Source organism: Salininema proteolyticum (assembly GCF_042685645.1).
Lineage (GTDB): Bacteria > Actinomycetota > Actinomycetes > Mycobacteriales > Micromonosporaceae > Salininema > Salininema proteolyticum.
Genome location: NZ_JBHUNX010000001.1, coordinates 4,084,960 through 4,102,429, shown reverse-complemented (window position 1 = coordinate 4,102,429; position 17,470 = coordinate 4,084,960). Strand labels below are relative to the sequence as shown.

The 17,470-nt window shown below is 70.9% G+C and carries 10 protein-coding genes and 1 riboswitch; of the genes, 7 read left to right on the top strand and 3 right to left on the bottom strand.

Going from position 1 to position 17,470, the window contains the following annotated elements; genetic code table 11:
- Positions 1-215 precede the first annotated feature (215 nt).
- The gene (locus ACFTE1_RS18875) at positions 216-7,220 is read left to right on the top strand and encodes a DUF5979 domain-containing protein (RefSeq protein WP_380619439.1); all 7,005 of its coding nucleotides are present in this window, start codon (positions 216-218) and stop codon (positions 7,218-7,220) included.
- A 286-nt stretch (positions 7,221-7,506) separates the two neighbouring features.
- On the opposite strand, the gene ACFTE1_RS18870 is transcribed toward ACFTE1_RS18875, so the two are convergent.
- Positions 7,507-8,148, bottom strand: coding sequence for a cytochrome c biogenesis CcdA family protein (locus ACFTE1_RS18870; RefSeq protein ID WP_380619437.1), 642 nt, complete (start codon positions 8,146-8,148; stop codon positions 7,507-7,509).
- On the bottom strand, positions 8,145-8,741 hold the full coding sequence (locus ACFTE1_RS18865; protein ID WP_380619435.1) for a TlpA family protein disulfide reductase: 597 nt from the start codon (positions 8,739-8,741) through the stop codon (positions 8,145-8,147). The genes ACFTE1_RS18870 and ACFTE1_RS18865 overlap by 4 nt, the downstream gene beginning before the upstream one ends.
- Before the next feature lie 99 nt (positions 8,742-8,840).
- Here ACFTE1_RS18865 and ACFTE1_RS18860 point away from each other — a divergent pair, with 99 nt between their 5' ends.
- The 4 genes from ACFTE1_RS18860 to ACFTE1_RS18845 are packed head-to-tail and all read left to right on the top strand — an operon-like array spanning position 8,841 to position 14,345.
- Positions 8,841-9,302 (top strand): BlaI/MecI/CopY family transcriptional regulator, encoded by a 462-nt coding sequence (locus tag ACFTE1_RS18860; protein WP_380619433.1) that lies wholly within the window; start codon positions 8,841-8,843, stop codon positions 9,300-9,302.
- Positions 9,302-10,249, top strand: a complete 948-nt coding sequence (locus tag ACFTE1_RS18855) for a M56 family metallopeptidase (protein WP_380619431.1) — start codon at positions 9,302-9,304, stop codon at positions 10,247-10,249. Before ACFTE1_RS18860 ends, ACFTE1_RS18855 begins: the two co-directional genes overlap by 1 nt.
- Positions 10,250-10,295: 46 nt before the next feature.
- Positions 10,296-10,598: a trypco2 family protein gene (locus tag ACFTE1_RS18850; RefSeq protein ID WP_380619429.1), complete on the top strand. Its 303-nt coding sequence runs from the start codon at positions 10,296-10,298 to the stop codon at positions 10,596-10,598.
- A 6-nt stretch (positions 10,599-10,604) separates the two neighbouring features.
- Positions 10,605-14,345, top strand: a complete 3,741-nt coding sequence (locus ACFTE1_RS18845; protein WP_380619427.1) for a trypsin-like serine peptidase — start codon at positions 10,605-10,607, stop codon at positions 14,343-14,345.
- A 23-nt stretch (positions 14,346-14,368) separates the two neighbouring features.
- On the opposite strand, the gene ACFTE1_RS18840 is transcribed toward ACFTE1_RS18845, so the two are convergent.
- The gene (locus ACFTE1_RS18840) at positions 14,369-15,502 is read right to left on the bottom strand and encodes a hypothetical protein (protein WP_380619425.1); all 1,134 of its coding nucleotides are present in this window, start codon (positions 15,500-15,502) and stop codon (positions 14,369-14,371) included.
- 191 nt (positions 15,503-15,693) lie between these two features.
- Positions 15,694-15,889, top strand: a riboswitch (cobalamin riboswitch).
- Positions 15,890-15,992: 103 nt separating this feature from the next.
- Between ACFTE1_RS18840 and ACFTE1_RS18835 the strand changes: the two genes are divergently transcribed.
- Together ACFTE1_RS18835 and ACFTE1_RS18830 are read left to right on the top strand one after the other, a co-directional pair.
- On the top strand, positions 15,993-16,436 hold the full coding sequence (locus tag ACFTE1_RS18835; protein WP_380619819.1) for an acyl-CoA thioesterase: 444 nt from the start codon (positions 15,993-15,995) through the stop codon (positions 16,434-16,436).
- Positions 16,437-16,464: 28 nt separating this feature from the next.
- Positions 16,465-17,370: a hypothetical protein gene (locus ACFTE1_RS18830; RefSeq protein WP_380619423.1), complete on the top strand. Its 906-nt coding sequence runs from the start codon at positions 16,465-16,467 to the stop codon at positions 17,368-17,370.
- Positions 17,371-17,470: the final 100 nt, after the last annotated feature.

The following is a 17,470-nucleotide window of genomic DNA, read 5'->3' as shown; positions in this document are numbered from 1 at the left end:
ATTTAGAACGTAACACCGCGTAGTTACCGAAGGCCGTGGATGTGAGGCGATGATCGGAAGATCACCGACTCCGGCCTCGAGCTCGACGGCATTTCGCCCCGGGCTTCCCTTATGGGTGAAAAAGACGGGTATTCGCCCGTTTAGGCGTGTCGGGGTCCGGCCGTTGACATAATCCACTCCGGACATATACGCGGAGAGGAGCCGGTGACGCCGTGATGAGAGAGACGAAGCAGAGACTCCGACTCTGGTCGAAGGCGCTCCTGGCGGCCCTGGCCGCGGTGGGCCTCCTGATCGCCCCGGCCGCACCGGTGCTGGCGCAGGAGCAGGCGTTCTTCTTGGTCGTCAAGACCGCCTCGACGGACACGGCCCAGCCGGGCGAGGTGTTCACCTACACCGTTCAGATCAGCTGCACCGGCACCGACGGCTGCGTGGGGGCGACCCTGGTCGACGAGGTCCCTTCCGAGTTCCAGATCGCGGGCACCCCGCAGGTCAGCGGCGTCGACGCCGAAGTGACTGTAGACGGCCAGACGGTCGAGGCGACCTTCACCGAGCCGCTCGACACGCCGCCGGGTTCGCAGGGGATGCCCGGCGGGTCGACCGCCGAGGTGCAGATCCCCGTCCGAGTGGACCCCGACCTCCCCTACTCCGCCAACGGTATTCCGGTCACCAACACCGCGACGGCCGACGGCGGCAACGCCGACCCCAGGAGCGACACCGCCGACGTCACCCCGGTCGTGCCTCTGGAGCTGGCGACCACGGCGTCCAAGAGCATCGAGCCGGGCCAGGCCGTCGCCGAGCCGGGCACGCCCCTGACGGCGACGATCGGCGCGGCCAATGACTCCAACGCCGAGGTCGACCACCTCCGGATCACCGACCCGGCGGACCCGGAGGCCTCCCCGACCCCCTTCGACTACCTGGAGTTCTCCGGCTTCGGCACGGTGACCTTCCCCGAAGGCGCCGACCAGGTCCAGGTCGACGTCTGGAACGGCACGGAGTGGGTCGAGGGAACGCCCGGCGCCACGGCCGAGCTCCCCGACGGCGTCGCGGCCGAGGACGTGCGCGGCGTGCGGTTCACCTTCTCCAACTCCGCGGGCACGCCGATCCCCGTCGACGCCGAGGGGAGCGTGGAACTCGACCTCGTCCAGCGCGACACCGTCACCGAGCTGACCGAGCAGACCACCGTCGCCAACACAGCCGCCGCCGAGGTCGCACTCGGCGACGAGACCGCCTCCGACGAGGCGAACGCCGACTATGTCATCGTGCCGCCGGAGATCACCGCGCAGGCCTCCAAGTCCTTCGACCCCGACTCCGTGCCGGCCGGCGAGCCGAGCACCGCGACGCTCACTGGCGTGAACGCCGGAACGCCGGTGGACACCATGACGATCACCGAGCCCGCCGAAGGCGCGGACAACCCGTTCGAGGACGGGCTGACCTTCACCGGCTTCGCCGACGGCGTCGTCTGGCCCGAGGGCGCCACGTCGGCCACGGTCACCTACACCTATGCCGACGGCACGACCGAGGAGCTCGACGCCGCCAAGGCCGACACCCTGCCGCCGCCCTCCGAGGGGCAGACCGTCACCGGCTTCACCGTCGTGTTCTCCGGCGACATCGCCTCGGGTGCCGAGGCGATCGTTCCATTCACTGTGGACACCGATGCCGACCAGGTCGACGAGGAGGTCGTCCACGGCAACCAGGTCGCCGTGGACGTCGCCGCCGGGGCGGTCACCGACTCGGCCACGGCCGACGCCTCGCTGACCACGATCGCCGCGCGCCTGGCGGTCGACGTGGAGAAGAGCATGGTCCCCGACGACATCCTCTCCATCCCCGGAGAGACGGCCGTCGTGGAGCTGCCGGCGTCCATCGAGCCGTTCCCGGCCTCGTCGACCGACGCGGAGCACCTGATCGTCCAGGACCCGCCGAACCCCGGCTCGGAACCGGACGAGTTCTGGAACTCCTTCGACGCCGCCGCCATCACCCAGACGGCGATCCCGGCGGGCGCGACCCTGACCGTCTACTACTGGGACGGAAGCGAATGGGTCGTCCTGCCCGGCGCCGAGGACCTGCCCGGGCCCGACGTGGTGAACATTCCGATCGACCCGAGCCTCCGCGACGACATCCAGGGCCTGCGCTTCGACTACTACGACCCGGAAGGGTTCCCGCCGGGGACGAGCGTGCAGCCGAACTTTACCGTCGCACTGCGCGACCAGCTGCGCGACGGGTCGGGAGACGCGGCCGGACCGGAGGCGACTATCCCGAACTGCGCGGGCGCGACCGCGACGGCCGGCGACGTGGAGGGCAGCGCCGAGACGCCCGACCCGTGCCCGACGATCCACCTGGAGCCGGTCACGCCCGGGGAGGGCGACCTGATCGACAAGAACTTCGTCGAGCCAGAGCCCGGCGCGGGCAACACCGTGACGGCCCGCTCCGGCGACCGGATTGACGCCCAGCTGCACTGGTCGACCGGCGGCTACACGGGCCTCGACGAGGTCGTCGTCTCCGATGTGGCCGATCCGGCGACCACGGCCGTGTCCGACTCCTACTTCGACGCCTTCGACCTGGTGGCCGTCCCGGCGATCTCGGCGGCCCAGGACCCGTGGCTGACCTACGACGCGGTCGACCGCGTGGAGCTGTACAACGGCTCGGACTGGGTGAAGGCCGCGAACGATCCGTGCCCCGACGCCTGCGACGGGACCTTCCCGGGCCTGACGCTCACCGGCGCCGAGCAGGAGTCGGCCACCGGCGTCCGCCTGGTCTACGTCGAGAGCCCCACCAGGGCCGACCGCATCGGCACCGACCCGACGCTGCCGCAGGTCGGCTCCGGCGTCTCGCGGTCAAGCGGGAACGACCGACTGGTGACGCTGACCTTCGAGGTCCGCGACCTGGCCCGCGACCCGCAGACTGATCCCGACCCGGTGCTCGGCTCCCGCGACTACAACGTGGACGGGATTGCCGGAGAGGTGCTCGACACCGCGAGTGCCACCGGGTTCACCGACGGGGAGCAGATCGCCCGCGACACCGCCGAGGACGACGTTCTCATCGTCGACGTTCCGCTCAATGTGGACGTCACCAAGGACTGGACCGGGGGGCCGCTCGGCATCCCGCCGGAGGGCACCGACCCCGCCGACTACCCGTCCGGGCGCGTCTCCATCACCGCGGAGAACACCACGGCCGCCGAGGTCGACTCGCTGACGATCACCGAACCGAACGCCGAGGACCCGTTCGACGTGTTCGACCTCAAGGACATCGTCACCATCGGAGTCCCCGAGGGCGCCACCGGCACCGAGGTGACGCTCACCGACTCCGCCGGGACGGGGCGGACGCTCACTCGCGAAGAGGCTCTGGCGCTCGGTGAGGCCGACCTGGCCGACGTCGTCGCCATGGAGGTCGTCCACACCGGACGCATAGCGGCCGGAGCGGAGGCCCGCCTGGTCCTCGACACGAGGTTGCGAGCCGAACACCGCTCCACCGGCGACCCGGTGACCACCGCCGACTCGCCGGTCTCGGACGACACCGAGGCCGCCGTGGCCGACCTCGGCGGCACCAAGGACGACTCGCCGACCGCGACCGACGGCGCGACGATCGAACTGGCGGACATCGACATCTCGGTCGAGGCCGGCAAGTCCTTCGACCCGGACGCGATCACCGAGCCCTCCGCCGGACCGGTCACCATGACCGTCACCGGGAAGCCCGGCGGGACCACTCGCACGAACCTCATGACGCTCACCGATGACGAACCGCGCCTGTGGAACCAGTACGACTTCTCCGGGTTCGGCGACTTCTCCTTCACCGCGCCCATCGACCGGGTGCGGGTCGACGCCTACACCGGCGGCACCTTCACCGAAGGGCCCGGAGGGGTGACGGTCACCGGCGGCTCCTGGACCGAGGGGACGCCCGGCACCGAGCTCGCCCTGCCGGACGGCGTGGCCGAGGGCGACGTGCAGGGCCTGCGGTTCACCTTCACCCGCGCCGACGGGGCCATCTGGGAGAACCCGAACGACCCGCTCCAGGCCGTCCCGGTCGAGCTGACCCGCCGCGACGCCCTCCGTTCCGGCGGACCGGTCCTGCCCGACCTGGAGTCCAACGACCCGGCTCCCGGCGAGACCGACCCCGGAGTCGCGACCAACACCGTCCAGGCGCTCGCCGAAGGAGCGGTGACCGTCGACGGGCAACCGGTCAGCGCGACCGACGAGGCCGAAGCGGCCGTCCTGTACCGCCACGCCCGCAACGGCGTCGCGGTCGTCAAGCTCGCCGACGGCTCCTCTGACGGGGGCGTCAAACCGCCCGGGCAGTCCTTCCCGTACACGCTCCAGGTCACCAACACCGGGGACAGGGCGATCGTCGACCCGGTCGTCACCGACGTCCTGCCCGTCGACGCCGACGGCGAACAGCTCATGTTCGACCCGGAGGAGAACCCTGGCGGCGAGGGGGCCTTCTCCTACACGTTGGAGGGCGACGCGCCCGACCCGGCGAACGGCGAGGCCATGCCGACCGATCCCGCCGACGTCACCACGGACGTCACCGGGGACGTGGAGCGGATCGAGTTCACCTTCCCCGCGGGGACGGTCCTGGAGGTCGGCCAGACCTACGCCATCACCGTCGAGCTCATGATCCGTCCCGGCCTGGCCGGCGACACGGTGCTGGACAACAGCTTCGGCGTCACCGGCGACCGGCCGTGGGACGAGTGCGACGGAACGCTCGACCCCGACACCGGTGAGTGCCGCGCCGAGGCCTCGGTCAAGGTCTCCACGACCGCTTCCCTGCGCGGCCGGAAGTCCGTGCGGGCCGTCGACGACGAGCTCGGCGTGCACAAGACCGACGAGGACGCCGCCTGTGCGCCCAACGCCGACGGCTTCTACACCGGACCGTGCGTGCCGATCACCAAGCCCGGCGGCGACGAGGTCTGGAGGACCTCGATCGTCAACACCGGCAACGTGGCCATGACCGACCTCATCGGGGTCGACCAGCTGCCCGCGCCCGGCGACACCGGCGGCATCAACCCGAACCCGCGCGGCTCGGAGTGGAAGGCCCTGTTCGAGGGCACGATGGAGGTCGTCAGCGACCTTCCCGACGGGACCGACGTCCGCTTCTGGTGGACCGACGACCCCGATCCGTGCGTGTCCATCGACGGCTGCGACCCCGACGCGTGGACCCTGTTCCCCGAAGACGGGGGGCCGGCGTTCACTGACGACATCCTCGACTCCGTGACCGGGGTCCGCTACTGGATCGCGTTCCCGGAAGCCGAGCCGTTCCAGCCGACGGACGTCTTCCAATGGGAGGTCACCACGACCACGCCGGCCTACTCGGACACCGCGGGGCCCGACACGATCGCCTGGAACACCGAGGCGCACGCCGCGCTCACGGTGGAGCCGGGCGACGGCCCGAACGGGCAGGGCGTGGTGCTCCCCGCCGAGGGCAACCGCGTCGGCGTCGCGCTCGCGACCGGTCACATCGCCATCAGCAAGGAGGTCACCGGAGACGGGGCGGACTTCGCGCCCGGCGAGTTCGACCTGACGCTCCAGTGCACCTCCGCCGTGGGCACCCGCGTCGAGGCCGACGTCCCGCTGGGGGACGAGGCGGACCAGACTGTGGTCCCGGGCGAGGCCACGGTGGTCGACGACCTGCCTTACGGCGCCGAGTGCACCGTCACCGAGGACGACGCGGCCGGGGCGACCTCGTTCACCGCGACGACCGAGACGGTGGCGAGGGACGAGGACGACCCGGCGGTCATCACCGTGGAGAACGTCTACGACCTGGCGGGGCTCAGGGTCGAGAAGGTCGTCGAGTCCGACGCGGTCGACGCCGACGGGAATCCGATCGACTACGGTCCCTTCACCGTCGAGGTCGCGTGCTCGTTCCTCGGCGATCCGGTCTACGCCGACGGTTACAGCGCTGACGACCCGATGGGCGCGGAGTTGTCCGATGGCGAGAGCGCCGAGTTCACGGGCCTGCCGGCCGGGGCCGAGTGCACCGTCACCGAGACCGACGCCAAGGACGCCGAGGTCGCCATGAGCACCGTGACCGACGGCGGCGACCCCGTCGAGACCGACGGGCCGAGCACCACGGTCGTGCTGGAGCCGGACACGCACGGCGGCACGGTCAACGTCACGACCGTCGCCAACTCCTACGGCGCCGGCGGCATCGCGATCCGCAAGCACGTCTTCGGGGCCGGGGCCGACCCGGTCGACGAGGGGCCGTTCACCATCGAGGTCGTCTGCACGCTCGACGACGCGACCGGGTCCCGCGTGGTCTGGGAGGGCGAGTTCGTCCTCGGCGGCGGAGGGCCGCTCGAAGCGGGCGCGGAGAACATCGCGGAAGGCGCCGTCTGCGTCGGCACGGAGACCGGCGACGGCGGAGCGGTCCTCGCGACCGTCCTGCCGCGCGGCGTGACCGTGGGAGACGGCGAGACGGTGACGCTCCACGCGGTCAACGTCCTCACCGCCGGAGAGATCCAGGTGGTCAAGGAGGTCACCGGCGAGGGCGCCGAGCTCTACGGCGCCGGGCCGTTCGAGGTGCGCCTGGAGTGCACCTTCGACACCGGCCAGGGCGTCGTGCCCGTCGACGTTCCCGGCGGCGCGATCCGGCCGCTCACCGTCGACGAGCCCGCCGTCTACGAGGGCCTTCCGACCGGCTCGGACTGCGTGCTCTCCGAGACCAAGACCGGCGGCGCCACCGAGGTCGTCATCAGCGGGGGCGCGGACGACGGCGACACGGTGACCGTTCCGGGCCGCGACACGGCGGAGATGAAGGTGGAGAACCGCTTCGACACCGGCGGGCTGTCGGTGGCCAAGCTCCTGGCCGGAGACGGCGCCGGGGACCACGGGGACGACGTCTACACCGTCCGCCTCTCCTGCACCCGACTCGTCGACGGATCCAGAGTGGACGTCGAGATTCCGGGCGGCGCCGAGCGCGCGATCGGGGCAGGCGGCACCGTCGTCTACGGCGACCTGCCCGCCGACGCCGACTGCCTGCTGGAGGAGACCGACGACGGAGGGGCCGACGAGAAGGCCGTATCCGTCAACGGCTCCGACGGGGGCGAGTTCGCCGTGGCCGCCTGCGACGAGGACGCCTGCGACTCGGCCGAGGTGACCAACACCTGGTCCGGCGCGGCCCTGCCGGTCACCGGTTCGGTCCTGGCCGACCTGGCCTGGGCGGCCGTCGCGCTGACGGTCCTCGGACTCGCGCTGACCGCGTACGGGAACCGCCGGAGCCGCCGCGAGTGACGACGCGGGGTTGGGCGGTCAGCCGTCCAACCCCTCTCAGCCGCCGACGGATCCGGGGTCGGTTCCCGAGGACAGGGGCACCTGTTCGTAAAGGGGCCGCCCCGGACTTGCGTCCTCTCCGGGGCGGCCCCGGCCGGTTCGACCGGCCGTTCGGCGAATCCGGGTCGAGCCGAAGACCCGGACCCGCCTCACAGCCAGATCTCGCCGACGCCGAAGGTGGCTACCAGCCACGTGGTGAAGGTGCGCCACAGGCCTGTCGTCAGCATGAGGCCGACGACCACGAGCATCACGCCGCCGGCGGCGTGATGGCCTTCCCGTGGCGCCGGAAGAATCCGAGCGCCCTTGTCGCGGCGTCCATCCCCAGCGCCATGAGGACGAACGGTATTCCCAGTCCCAGGCAGTAGGCGACGATGAGCGCCAGGCCCCTCGCGGTGCCGCCCTGCACGAACGACAGCCCGGTCACCGCGGCGAGCACCGGAGAGATGCACGGGATCCACGAGATCGCGAAGACCGCGCCGAACGCCGGGGCGCCGGCCAGGCCCGCCGCCGGGCGCCACTTGACCTGGAATCCCCGTCCGAAGGGGATGGCGCCCATGTAGACGAGCCCCATGGCGATCATGAGGACGCCCACCGCGGCCTCGATGGCCGGACCGTACTCCAGTAGGCCTCGCCCGAGGGTCTGCAGAGCGAAGATGGTGGAGGTGAAGACGAAGGTGAAGCCGGCGGTGAACAGCAGCGCCGCCGCGAGCGCCCGCCTCCTGCCGTGGCCCTGCTCGATCTGGTCGCCGGTCATGCCCGTCATATAGGACATGTAGCCGGGCATGAGCGGCAGGACGCAGGGGGAGAGGAAGGACAGGAACCCGGCGGCCAGGGCGATGCCGAAGGCGAAGAGGAGGGGCCCGGAGGTGACGATCTCGGCCGGGCTCATTCCGCCAGGACCTCCTCGATGTCCGCTATGAGGTCGTCGCGGGTCAGTCCGCCGCGCCAGATGCTGTAGACGAGGCCCTGCCTGTCGATGACGATGGTGACGGGGAAGGTGTTGGGCGAGACGCCGTACTCGGTGAACTGCATGGTGGTCCTGCCCGGCGGGTCGTAGATCGACGGGTAGGGGACCTTGTGGCGCTTCTCGAAGGCCTTGGCCGGGTCGAGCTGGTCGCGGGAGTTGACGCCGATGAGGTGCACGGGCTCGTCGGCGAAGTGCTCGTTCACGGCCACCAGTTCGGGGGCCTCCTTGACGCACGGCGGGCACCACGAGCCCCAGTAGTTGACGACGATGACGTCCCCGGCCGCGTCGGCGGTGTCGAGGGGCTCTCCGTCGAGGGTCTCCCCTTGGAGGACGGGCGCCTCCATGCGGTCGGCCGGGTCCTTCCACGTGAGGTCGGTGCCGTCGCCGGTGTAGTAGCGGCTGCGGTTGAGCTCGTTGGCCTTGTTGGTGTACCGGGGGTCCTCTCCGTCGTCGCCGCATGCGGCCAGGAGGCCTACGGGGACGACGCTGAAGAGCGTCCGTCGGGCGATGCGCACGGCGGCCCTCCTTCCTCGGCGGCGCGGGCCGCCGGAACGGAACTACTATGACGAATAGTAATAAGGGGTCGCGAACCCCGACCCACGGCCCGCCGTAATGTGACTCCCCGCATCACCGCACCCGGAGCCGCTCCGCGAAGCGCCGCTTATAGTGGAGTCGGGACGGCGACCGCCGACCCGACGAGAGAGGAGAGGGCCCTGATTCACCTCGGAGAGCTGGAAGCGGCCGTCATGGAGAGCCTCTGGAGCGCGCCCGGCCCCCAGACCGTGCGCCAAGTGCTCGGCACCCTGGACCGGGACCCCGAGCCCGCCTACACCACGGTCATGACCGTCCTCGACAACCTCTACCGCAAGGACATGACCACCCGCGAACGCCAAGGCCGCGCCTGGGCCTACCGCCCCGCGCAGAGCCGCGCCGAGTACGACGCCTCCCGCATGGCCGAAGTCCTCGACTCCTCCAGCGACAAGGAGGCCGTCTTCCTCAAGTTCGTCGACTCCATCTCCACCGACGAGATCGCCCAGCTCCGCACCCTCCTCGACGAGACCGGCCGGAGCGAGTGATGACCGCCGCGGTCGCGCTCCTGGCCTTCGCGCTCGCCCTCGGCTGGGCCGCGCCCCGCCTCCTCGCCCGCCTGCCGCACCTCGACGCGCACCCCCGCCTCGCGCTCACCGCCTGGTTCACCTCCGCCGCGGCCTTCCTCCTCGCCCTGCCCGCCGCCGGAGTCATGATGGTCTACCCCATGACCCGCTACGACTTCAACCGCGGTGGCATCGTCGAAAACTGCCTCGCCGCCCTGCGCGACCTCTACGGCCCCACCGGAGGCACCGTCGTCGCCGCGGTCTCCGCCGCCCTCGTCGTCGTCCCCGCGGCCCGCTTCGCCACCTCCCTCGCCGCGGCCGCCGCGACCTCCCGTACCACTAGCCGCTCCCACCGCCGCTGGCTCGACCGCGCCGCCGACTGGGACCCCGCGCTCGGCGTCCACGTCGTCCCCGACGGGCGCCCCGCCGCCTACTGCCTCCCCGGCGCCGACCGGCAGATCGCTGTCACCAGCGGGGCCATCGACGCCGTCGACACCGCCTCGCTCCGGGCCGTCATCGCCCACGAGCGGGCGCACCTCGGCGGCCACCACCACCTCCCCGCCGGACTCGCGCAGACGATCGCCGACACCGTCCCCGGCGTCCCGCTGCTCGCCCGCCTCCCGGAGCGCGTCGGGCACCTGCTGGAGCGCTGCGCCGACGACGTCGCCTCCCGCACCGTCCCCGCCCGGGACATCGCCCGGGGCATCGTCGCCTTCGCGGAGGCCGGCGTCACCGCCCCCCGCACGGCGCTGTCCGCCGGAGGGGGGCTCGCCGTGTCGCGAGTCCGACACTTGGTGGCCGACACCCGGAAGCTGGGCCGGCGGACGGCCCTCGTCGCCACCGCCGCCTCCGCCCTTGTCCTGGCCTTTCCCGTCGCGCTCGCCGCCTCCCCGGCCGCGAAGCTCATCGAACTCTCCTGCTTTCCCTGAACCGCGCTCGCCTCTACGGCGAGACGCAAGCCACTACCATGGGGCCATGGCGAATCCATCGATACCTCTCAAAGACGCGATCTCCGCACTGCGCAACGACCTGGTGGAGTCGCTCGACGACGCCGACGACTCCCTGGGACTGCGCGTCAAGGAGATCCACCTGGACCTCGCCGTCGAGACCACCTCCTCGGCCGGCGGAAAGGCCGGGGTCAGCCTGTGGAAGGTCGTCGACGCCTCCGCCTCGGCCGATCGGGCCAAGGCCTCGACGCACCGGCTTTCGCTGACCATCGAACCGCTCACCAGGGACGAGGACGGGGAAGGACCGCTCGATCTCGCCGGAGAGGTCTAGGGCGCCATGGCCGGACCCGACTACTACCGGCCGCCGGCGAACGTCGTCCGGGTCGACGTCTGGGCCGACGACGCGGACGCCGAGAACCCGAGCCACGTGATGACCGGAGTCCTCGTCGCCCCCGACCACGTCCTCACCGCCTCCCACCGCGCGGCGACAGCCGCGCGCCTCGCAGTCGATGACCGCGAAGCAGTGGTCCGCCCGCTGCCGGGGGTGGACGCCGCACTGCTCGAACTCGACCGTCCGATCGAGACCGGCGCCGCCACCGTCGCCGCGGCCTATCCGGTCGACGCCTACCTCAACGGCGCCCGCGTCGTCGGATATCCGATCGCCAGCAAGACGTCCGACGCGAAGCCCCTGGAGACCATCGAAGGCACCGCCACAGTGAGCACGGCGGAAACCGTCGCCTTCGACGTGCTGCACCGGACGACCTCCGAACCCAAGGGGTGGACCGGACTGTCCGGCGCGCCCGTCATGGACGGCGACGGTTCTCTCGTCGCCATCGTCAACCAGAAGCACGTCGGCTGGCAGGACCGCCTGAACGCCGTCTCCGCCCCGGCCATCGCCCGGGCGATCCGCCAGACCGGAATCGGCCTCGACTTCGAACCGGTGACCCCCGTCGCCGGCCCCTTCCTCCACCGCGCCCCGCCGCACCCGTCCGACCTCCAGGGAAACGACCTCGAGCTCCTCAGGGACTCCAATGAGGCCGTACCGTTCGTCTGCGACGAAAACCGACGCGTGATCCTAGACGACCTGGACGAATGGTGCCCGAAGGCATACCCCGCGGCGCCCGACGTGTCCGTGCGCGTCCTCCACGGCCCCGCGGGCGTCGGCAAGTCCCGCCTCGCCACCGAATGGGGCCGCCGCCTGACCGCAGGCGGCGCATGGGAGTTCCAGTTCGCCGACACGAGAAGCGCCCGGCGGATCCTGAGCGAGTGGAACCCCGACAGGCCCACCGTCCTCGCCGTGGACTACGCCGAGCACTCCGCGGACCGCCTGAACCGACTCCTGCACAACCTCCTCGACCTCCGATCCCGCCGCGGCCTGCACGCGTCGGTCCGCCTGCTTCTGCTCAGCCGCACCGACATCGAACTGGACACCCTGTTCGGGGGCCCCGGCCTCCCGCCCACGCCCGAGACCGGCTCCCTGGCACTGGAACCGTTCGACGACACTACCGCTCAACAGGTACTCCGCGCGGCGCGTGCCTCCTACGGCGAGATCCACGGCCGCGAACAGGCCGTCGCACCGGCCTCTCCCACCGAGTTCCGACTCCCGCTGGAGATTCTGGTCGCCGCACTCCTCGAAGTCCAGGGCGACTCCGTCGACCAGGACGAACCCGGCGACCGGCGCGAGAACCTCCTGCGGCGGCTCGTCCACCGGGAGACCCGGCGCTACGGCCTGTACCGCGACGCCGACGGCAACGGACTGCCCCCGCAATGGCGGAAGTGCGTCGCCCGGCTCGCCACCGCCGTCACCCTGACCGAGCCCACACGGGAAGTCCTGCTCGCTCAGGCCGAACACCTCCCAGGCCTGGACGACCTGACATCCGCCGACCGCGAGTACCTGGTCGACGTTCTCTCCGGGCTCTACACCGTCGGCGAAACCGACGGCCGATTCCGGGCGATCGAACCGGACGCGGTCGCCACCGCCTTCGTCCGCCACCACGGCGACTTCGCCGCGATAGCGGCCGCGTGCCTCGAGTCCGGCGCGGTGTACGACGAGGAGGCCGAACGCATGGCCTTCTTCCTCGACATCCTCGCGGACGACGCCCCGGGATGCGTCGACGCGCTCGCCGCCGAGGTGGACGCCCTCCCCGTCGACACCTCGCGAAGCCCCGCGGGCAACTACCGTCTCTGGGGCACGCTGTCGGCCCTCGGCCGCCACGACCGCCTGGAGTCCGCCCTCATCCGGCGCCTGCACGCGGTGGAGAAGGAACGCAAGGACCTCGACTCCCTCTACCTGCCCTGGTACGTTTTCTTCGCGATGCGGGCCACCGCGGACCTCGTGGAACGCGGCGACCGCGACAAGGCCGAGGAAGTGCTGGAGTCCGCTGTCTCCGTGCGGGATCGGTACCGGAGAGAGGGAGGCTTCGACGAGTCGCGGGAATGGCTCCTCCAATTGCTGGTCGAAGAGGTCCGCTCGCGAAGCCCGCTGGGCGACCGCGAGAAGTCGTCCGCCGCGCTGGAACAGTGCCTGCGAGCCGTCGAGCACGCGGCGGACGCGGGCGACGCGGACCTTCCCGAGCTGCTCCAACTCGTGGACTTCATGCACACCGCCCTGTCCGGAAGCGGACACGCCTCGGACGCCGCGCACCTCTCCGCGGCCATGGTCACTCTGGTCGCCAAGTGCGAATTCCCGTCCGAGGACGACAAACGCCTGGCCGTGGCGCGAAACCAGCTCCAGTACGCGGTCGACCTGGCGCTCGCGCGACGCCATGTGATCGCGGTTCGGGCCCTTCTGGACAGCCTGGAGCTCATCGAGGACATGGAGGAGGACGATCGCGTCTTCGACGTCAAGGCGCACGGCGAGGCACTGCTGTTGCTCACCGCCACCCGCGTGTCGCCGGAACTGTCCTTCGACGAGGTGGCGGCGCGGGCGGCCCATATGGGCGCCCGGGGGTCGGCGGAGGAACGGTGGGGAAGCCCGGGGTTCCTGTTCCTCGCCATGGCCCTGGCCGGCGTCGCCGAACACAGTCCCTCGGCAGACCGCGAGAGACGCGAAGAAACGGCCCGGGGCGCGATCAGTTTGACCTTTTTGGCGCGAGATGCCCACCGGCACGGCCTGAAACGCCTTGACAGGCAGATCGCGCGCTTCGACGGCCTGATCGAGAGCATCCTCGACTCGCAAGGCACGCCCGCCGACCTCCACGGAGCGGACCGAAAGGAACTCGAACGGGCCGGACACCAGCCGCAACCCGGGTCGGAGGGCCTCGGCTTCCCCGAAGAATGGCGCTCGCGCAACGAGTTGCGGAACAGGGCCTTGACCGCCATCATCGCGACCGTCGTCGGATCGGCGCTCATCCTGATACCACCGTTCGAGCAGGAATACCTGTACCGCCTGCAGAACACGATCCCCCTCCTGTGCATCGTCGTCGTGATCTGGAACGTCTGGTTCAAGAGGCCCTCACAGTTCCGGCAGCTAGCCGACGAGCTCAAGGCGATGAACGAGGACATGGAGGAACTCAACGCTTTCACGAGGCGAAGCTCCAAACCGGGAGAGGAGGACGGCCCCGCATCGTTGCTGCGGTCGCGTCCGCCCGGGTTCGCGGAGCGCCTGTTGCGGAAGAACCTGACCATCACCGACTACCTGGCCGGCGACCACTTCGGCGTGCCGTTGAACGAGGCCTGGCCGCTGGAACGGCGGCAGGCGGCCTACACCCGGTGGGTGGTCCGGCTGGGGCCCGTCAGCTACTTCGCCGTGTACGCCCTCGGCGTGGCGGCAGTGCCGTTGACGATATTCGGCGGATTCGGAATCCCCGCGTGGTTCGCGTTCGCCTACCTGCCCTTCTTCCTCCTGCACCTTCTCGTCGGTGGGAACCTTCCACGGGTGCGGCGCCTCCGCCAGAGCGGCTACTCGGAGCGGGCGGCGCAGATCATCTTCACCGTAGGGGCGTCGGACGGGGAACGCCGGGCGTTCGACCACCGCATGTTCCACTTCGCCGGACGCCTGCCGATGGTGCCGATCGTGATGACCGGGTTCGCCGTCGTCTCCGTCGCCAAGCTGGTCGAGTACTACGCCGGAGTGTGACCGCTCCGGTCGGCGCCCCTATCTCAGTCGAACAGCGCGAAGGCCCTCTGCGGGACGGCCCCGTCGCCGAACGTCAGGAAGGCCCCGCCCGCCGCGAACCCCGACGCCCCGGGAGCGGCCGCCAGCGCATGGACCCCCACCGCCGAGTCGGCATGTGGATTCCAGTCCCGCAGCCCGCCCGAAAGGTCCACGGCGAAGAGCTTCCCCCGCCGCACCTTGCCCGCGTAGCACTCGCCGACGGCGGGCGCCTTCATCCGGCAGACGCGGTCGAAGTGGCCCCCGGCGACGACGGTGTCCCCGTCGACGGCCACGGCCTGCAAACCGCCGTCGGCCGCCACCGACCACTTCAACCGCCCCGACGTCGAGTAGGAGACGAGGCTGCCGCCACGCCCGTCGACGGCCAGGTAGAGCGATCCCTCATGGACGGTCAACTGGTACGCGAGGGCCGTCAGGCCCGGACGGAAGGAACCGTCGGCCCGCCCGGTCTCCCGGTCGACGGCGGCGAAGTGCCGCAGCGAGGAGTCCCCGTCGACGGACCGGAACGCGCCCACGGCGTAGAGGCGATCGCCGTCCGAGGCGAGGTCGCGGATCGCCCCGTCCTCCACCGACGGCGTGAACGCCTCCACGGGCGCGCCCGAGTCGGCCGACACCGCGGCCAGTCTCGGGGACGGCTCGCCCGCGACCTGGCCGAACCGGCCGCCCAGGTAGACCGTGTCGCCGGCCGGCTCGATCGCGAACACCGCCCCCGAAGGGCGGGGCCGCCAGCCCGTGTCGACCTCGCCGGTGGCCAGGTCGAACCGCGCGGCCTTGGGCAGGTAGTGCCCGTCGATCCGGCGGAATTGCCCGCCGATGTAGAGGTGGTCGCCGGTGGCGGCGACCTCGTGCACGGTGCCGTCGATGTCGGCGCGGAAGGGCAGGAGGCGGCCTGTCGCGGCGGACACGGCCGCGAGGTGGTCGCGGCGGCGGTACACGCCGTCGGTGTCCAGGCCGTGGGTGAACTCTCCGGCGGCGAAGACCCGGTCTCCCGCGTAGGCGACCTGGAGGACCTCCCCGTTGAACGACGCGCTCGCGCGGGGCGCCTCCTCGGCCGCGGACGCGGGCGAGGCGATGAGGACCGTGGCCAGGACAGAGGTCAGAGCGATCAGAATGCGACTCATACCTCCCGATTCTGGTCCACAAAGTCCGGCAGTGGTGGGAGGCGACGCGTGTCCGAGCGAATTTCAACCGTTCGCGCCGGCCGATCCGCCCGGACGGCAGACCGAGACCTCCCGTTCCCAGCGCGCTCTGCGGGGCGCCCCGGCCCGCGCGACCGACGAACGTCATATTGTCCCTCCCCGCCCGCCTGGATAGACTCGGAGCCACCGGCGGTCCGACGACGGACTGAAAGAGGGAATCCGGTGGGAATCCGGAGCTGCCCCCGCAGCGGTCAGCGGGAACGACCTCCGCCAGAGGCACTGGGCTGAAGCCCGGGAAGCGGCGGACAGTAGGACTGCTTCGTGCAGGCGCCCGCGAGCCCGAAGACCTGCCGCCGGTGCGTGCGGAGATCCCGTACGCCTGACGACTACTTCGAGGGGAAGCAAGTTGACCTCCATCGACACGCTCGCGGCGAAGCCTGTCCGCGAATCAGAGCTGACACTCTCGCAGATCATGAGCGACCACGAGACCAACCTGATGGGCACTGTGCACGGCGGGATCATCATGAAGCTGGTCGACTCCGCCGCCGGGGTGGTCTCCGCCCGCCACTCCGGGGGTTACGCGGTGACCGCGACCATGGACGAGATGGCCTTCCTGGCGCCGGTGCGCGTCGGCGACATCGTCCACCTCAACGCCCGGCTGAACTGGGCGGGCGAGACGTCCATGGAAGTCGGCGTCCAGGTGACGGCCGACCGTTGGGACTCCTCGGTGCCGCCGGTCCACGTCGCCACCGCCTATCTGGTCATGGTGGCCGTGGACGAGGCCGGCAAACCGCGCCGGGTGCCGCCGGTGACGCTCGAGACCGGCGATGACGAGCGCCGTTTCAACGAGGCGGAGATCCGGCGTCGCCACCGACTGGCCAAGCGCGCGGAGATCCGCGACTCCCGCAAGGGCTGATGTCGTGCCCTGCTGAGAGAATGGGGCCATGGAGCCTGAAGACCTCTCCCAGTGGGGCTTGCACGCCTTCGCCCTCGGGGCCAGGAGCACCCCGCACGATGTCGTGGGGATGGACGGCAACGGCGTCCTCCTCAACGCCCTGAGGTACTGGAGCACGGCGGAGGACCTCCGCCGAAGGGGGTTCACGGCGGTGGAGAGCCGTCTGCGGCTCTTCGAGCTCTACCGCCTGGTCCACCGTGACGGGGACCGCTTCAAGGTGTCCTTCCCCGTTATCGGAGGCGACGCGACGGGCCGCGTCCGGAGTCGCTCGGGGGAGATGGCCAGGGAGCTCGCGGCCCGGACGGGGGACACCGTCGCCGCCATGGCGGAGGAACTCCGCGAGGACGGCTTCCCGAATCATGTGTATCCCGTCGTCTTCGGCTATGCCGTCGACGGCCTTCTCTGGGACGGGCTTCGCCGGGAAGGGGCGGTGCCGGACACGGGTCTCAGTGTGGAGCGGCCGTTGTGGAACGGCGCCTTCTGGGCGGTGTATCCGCCGCGTGAGGGAGCGGCCGGAGTCAACGAGGAACACCGCGAAGGCCGGACCCTCGTCATAGTCTGGACGCGGGAGACCGTGCCCGCCGTTCGCGAGAGCATGGCTTCCGGAGAGATTCGGCGTTGGCGCGAGGGCGGCGAGCTCCCCGTGCCCGCGATCGGGCCGTCGCACCGGCTCCACGGCCTCGCGGTCGAGCTCTGCGCTCCTATCGCGCAAGCCTTGTCGGAGGAACCGGTCTTGGACGGCCTGGGCGACCTCGACCATCGGGAGTGGACCCTGGTTCTCGCGCACGAACTCGTCTGGGACCTCATGGAAGCCTGGACGGACGAGGGGCTTATCGAACCTTGGCGGCCCGACGGCGGGATCTCCCAGCTCGTGGAGCGCATTGACGGTGAATGATTCCGGTGCTGCCGCGGGGGCCGCCCGCCATACGTCCATCCGCGATGACGAGATTCCGCGATTTGACCCGATGAGGGGCCGCCGCTTCCTCTACGCTTGG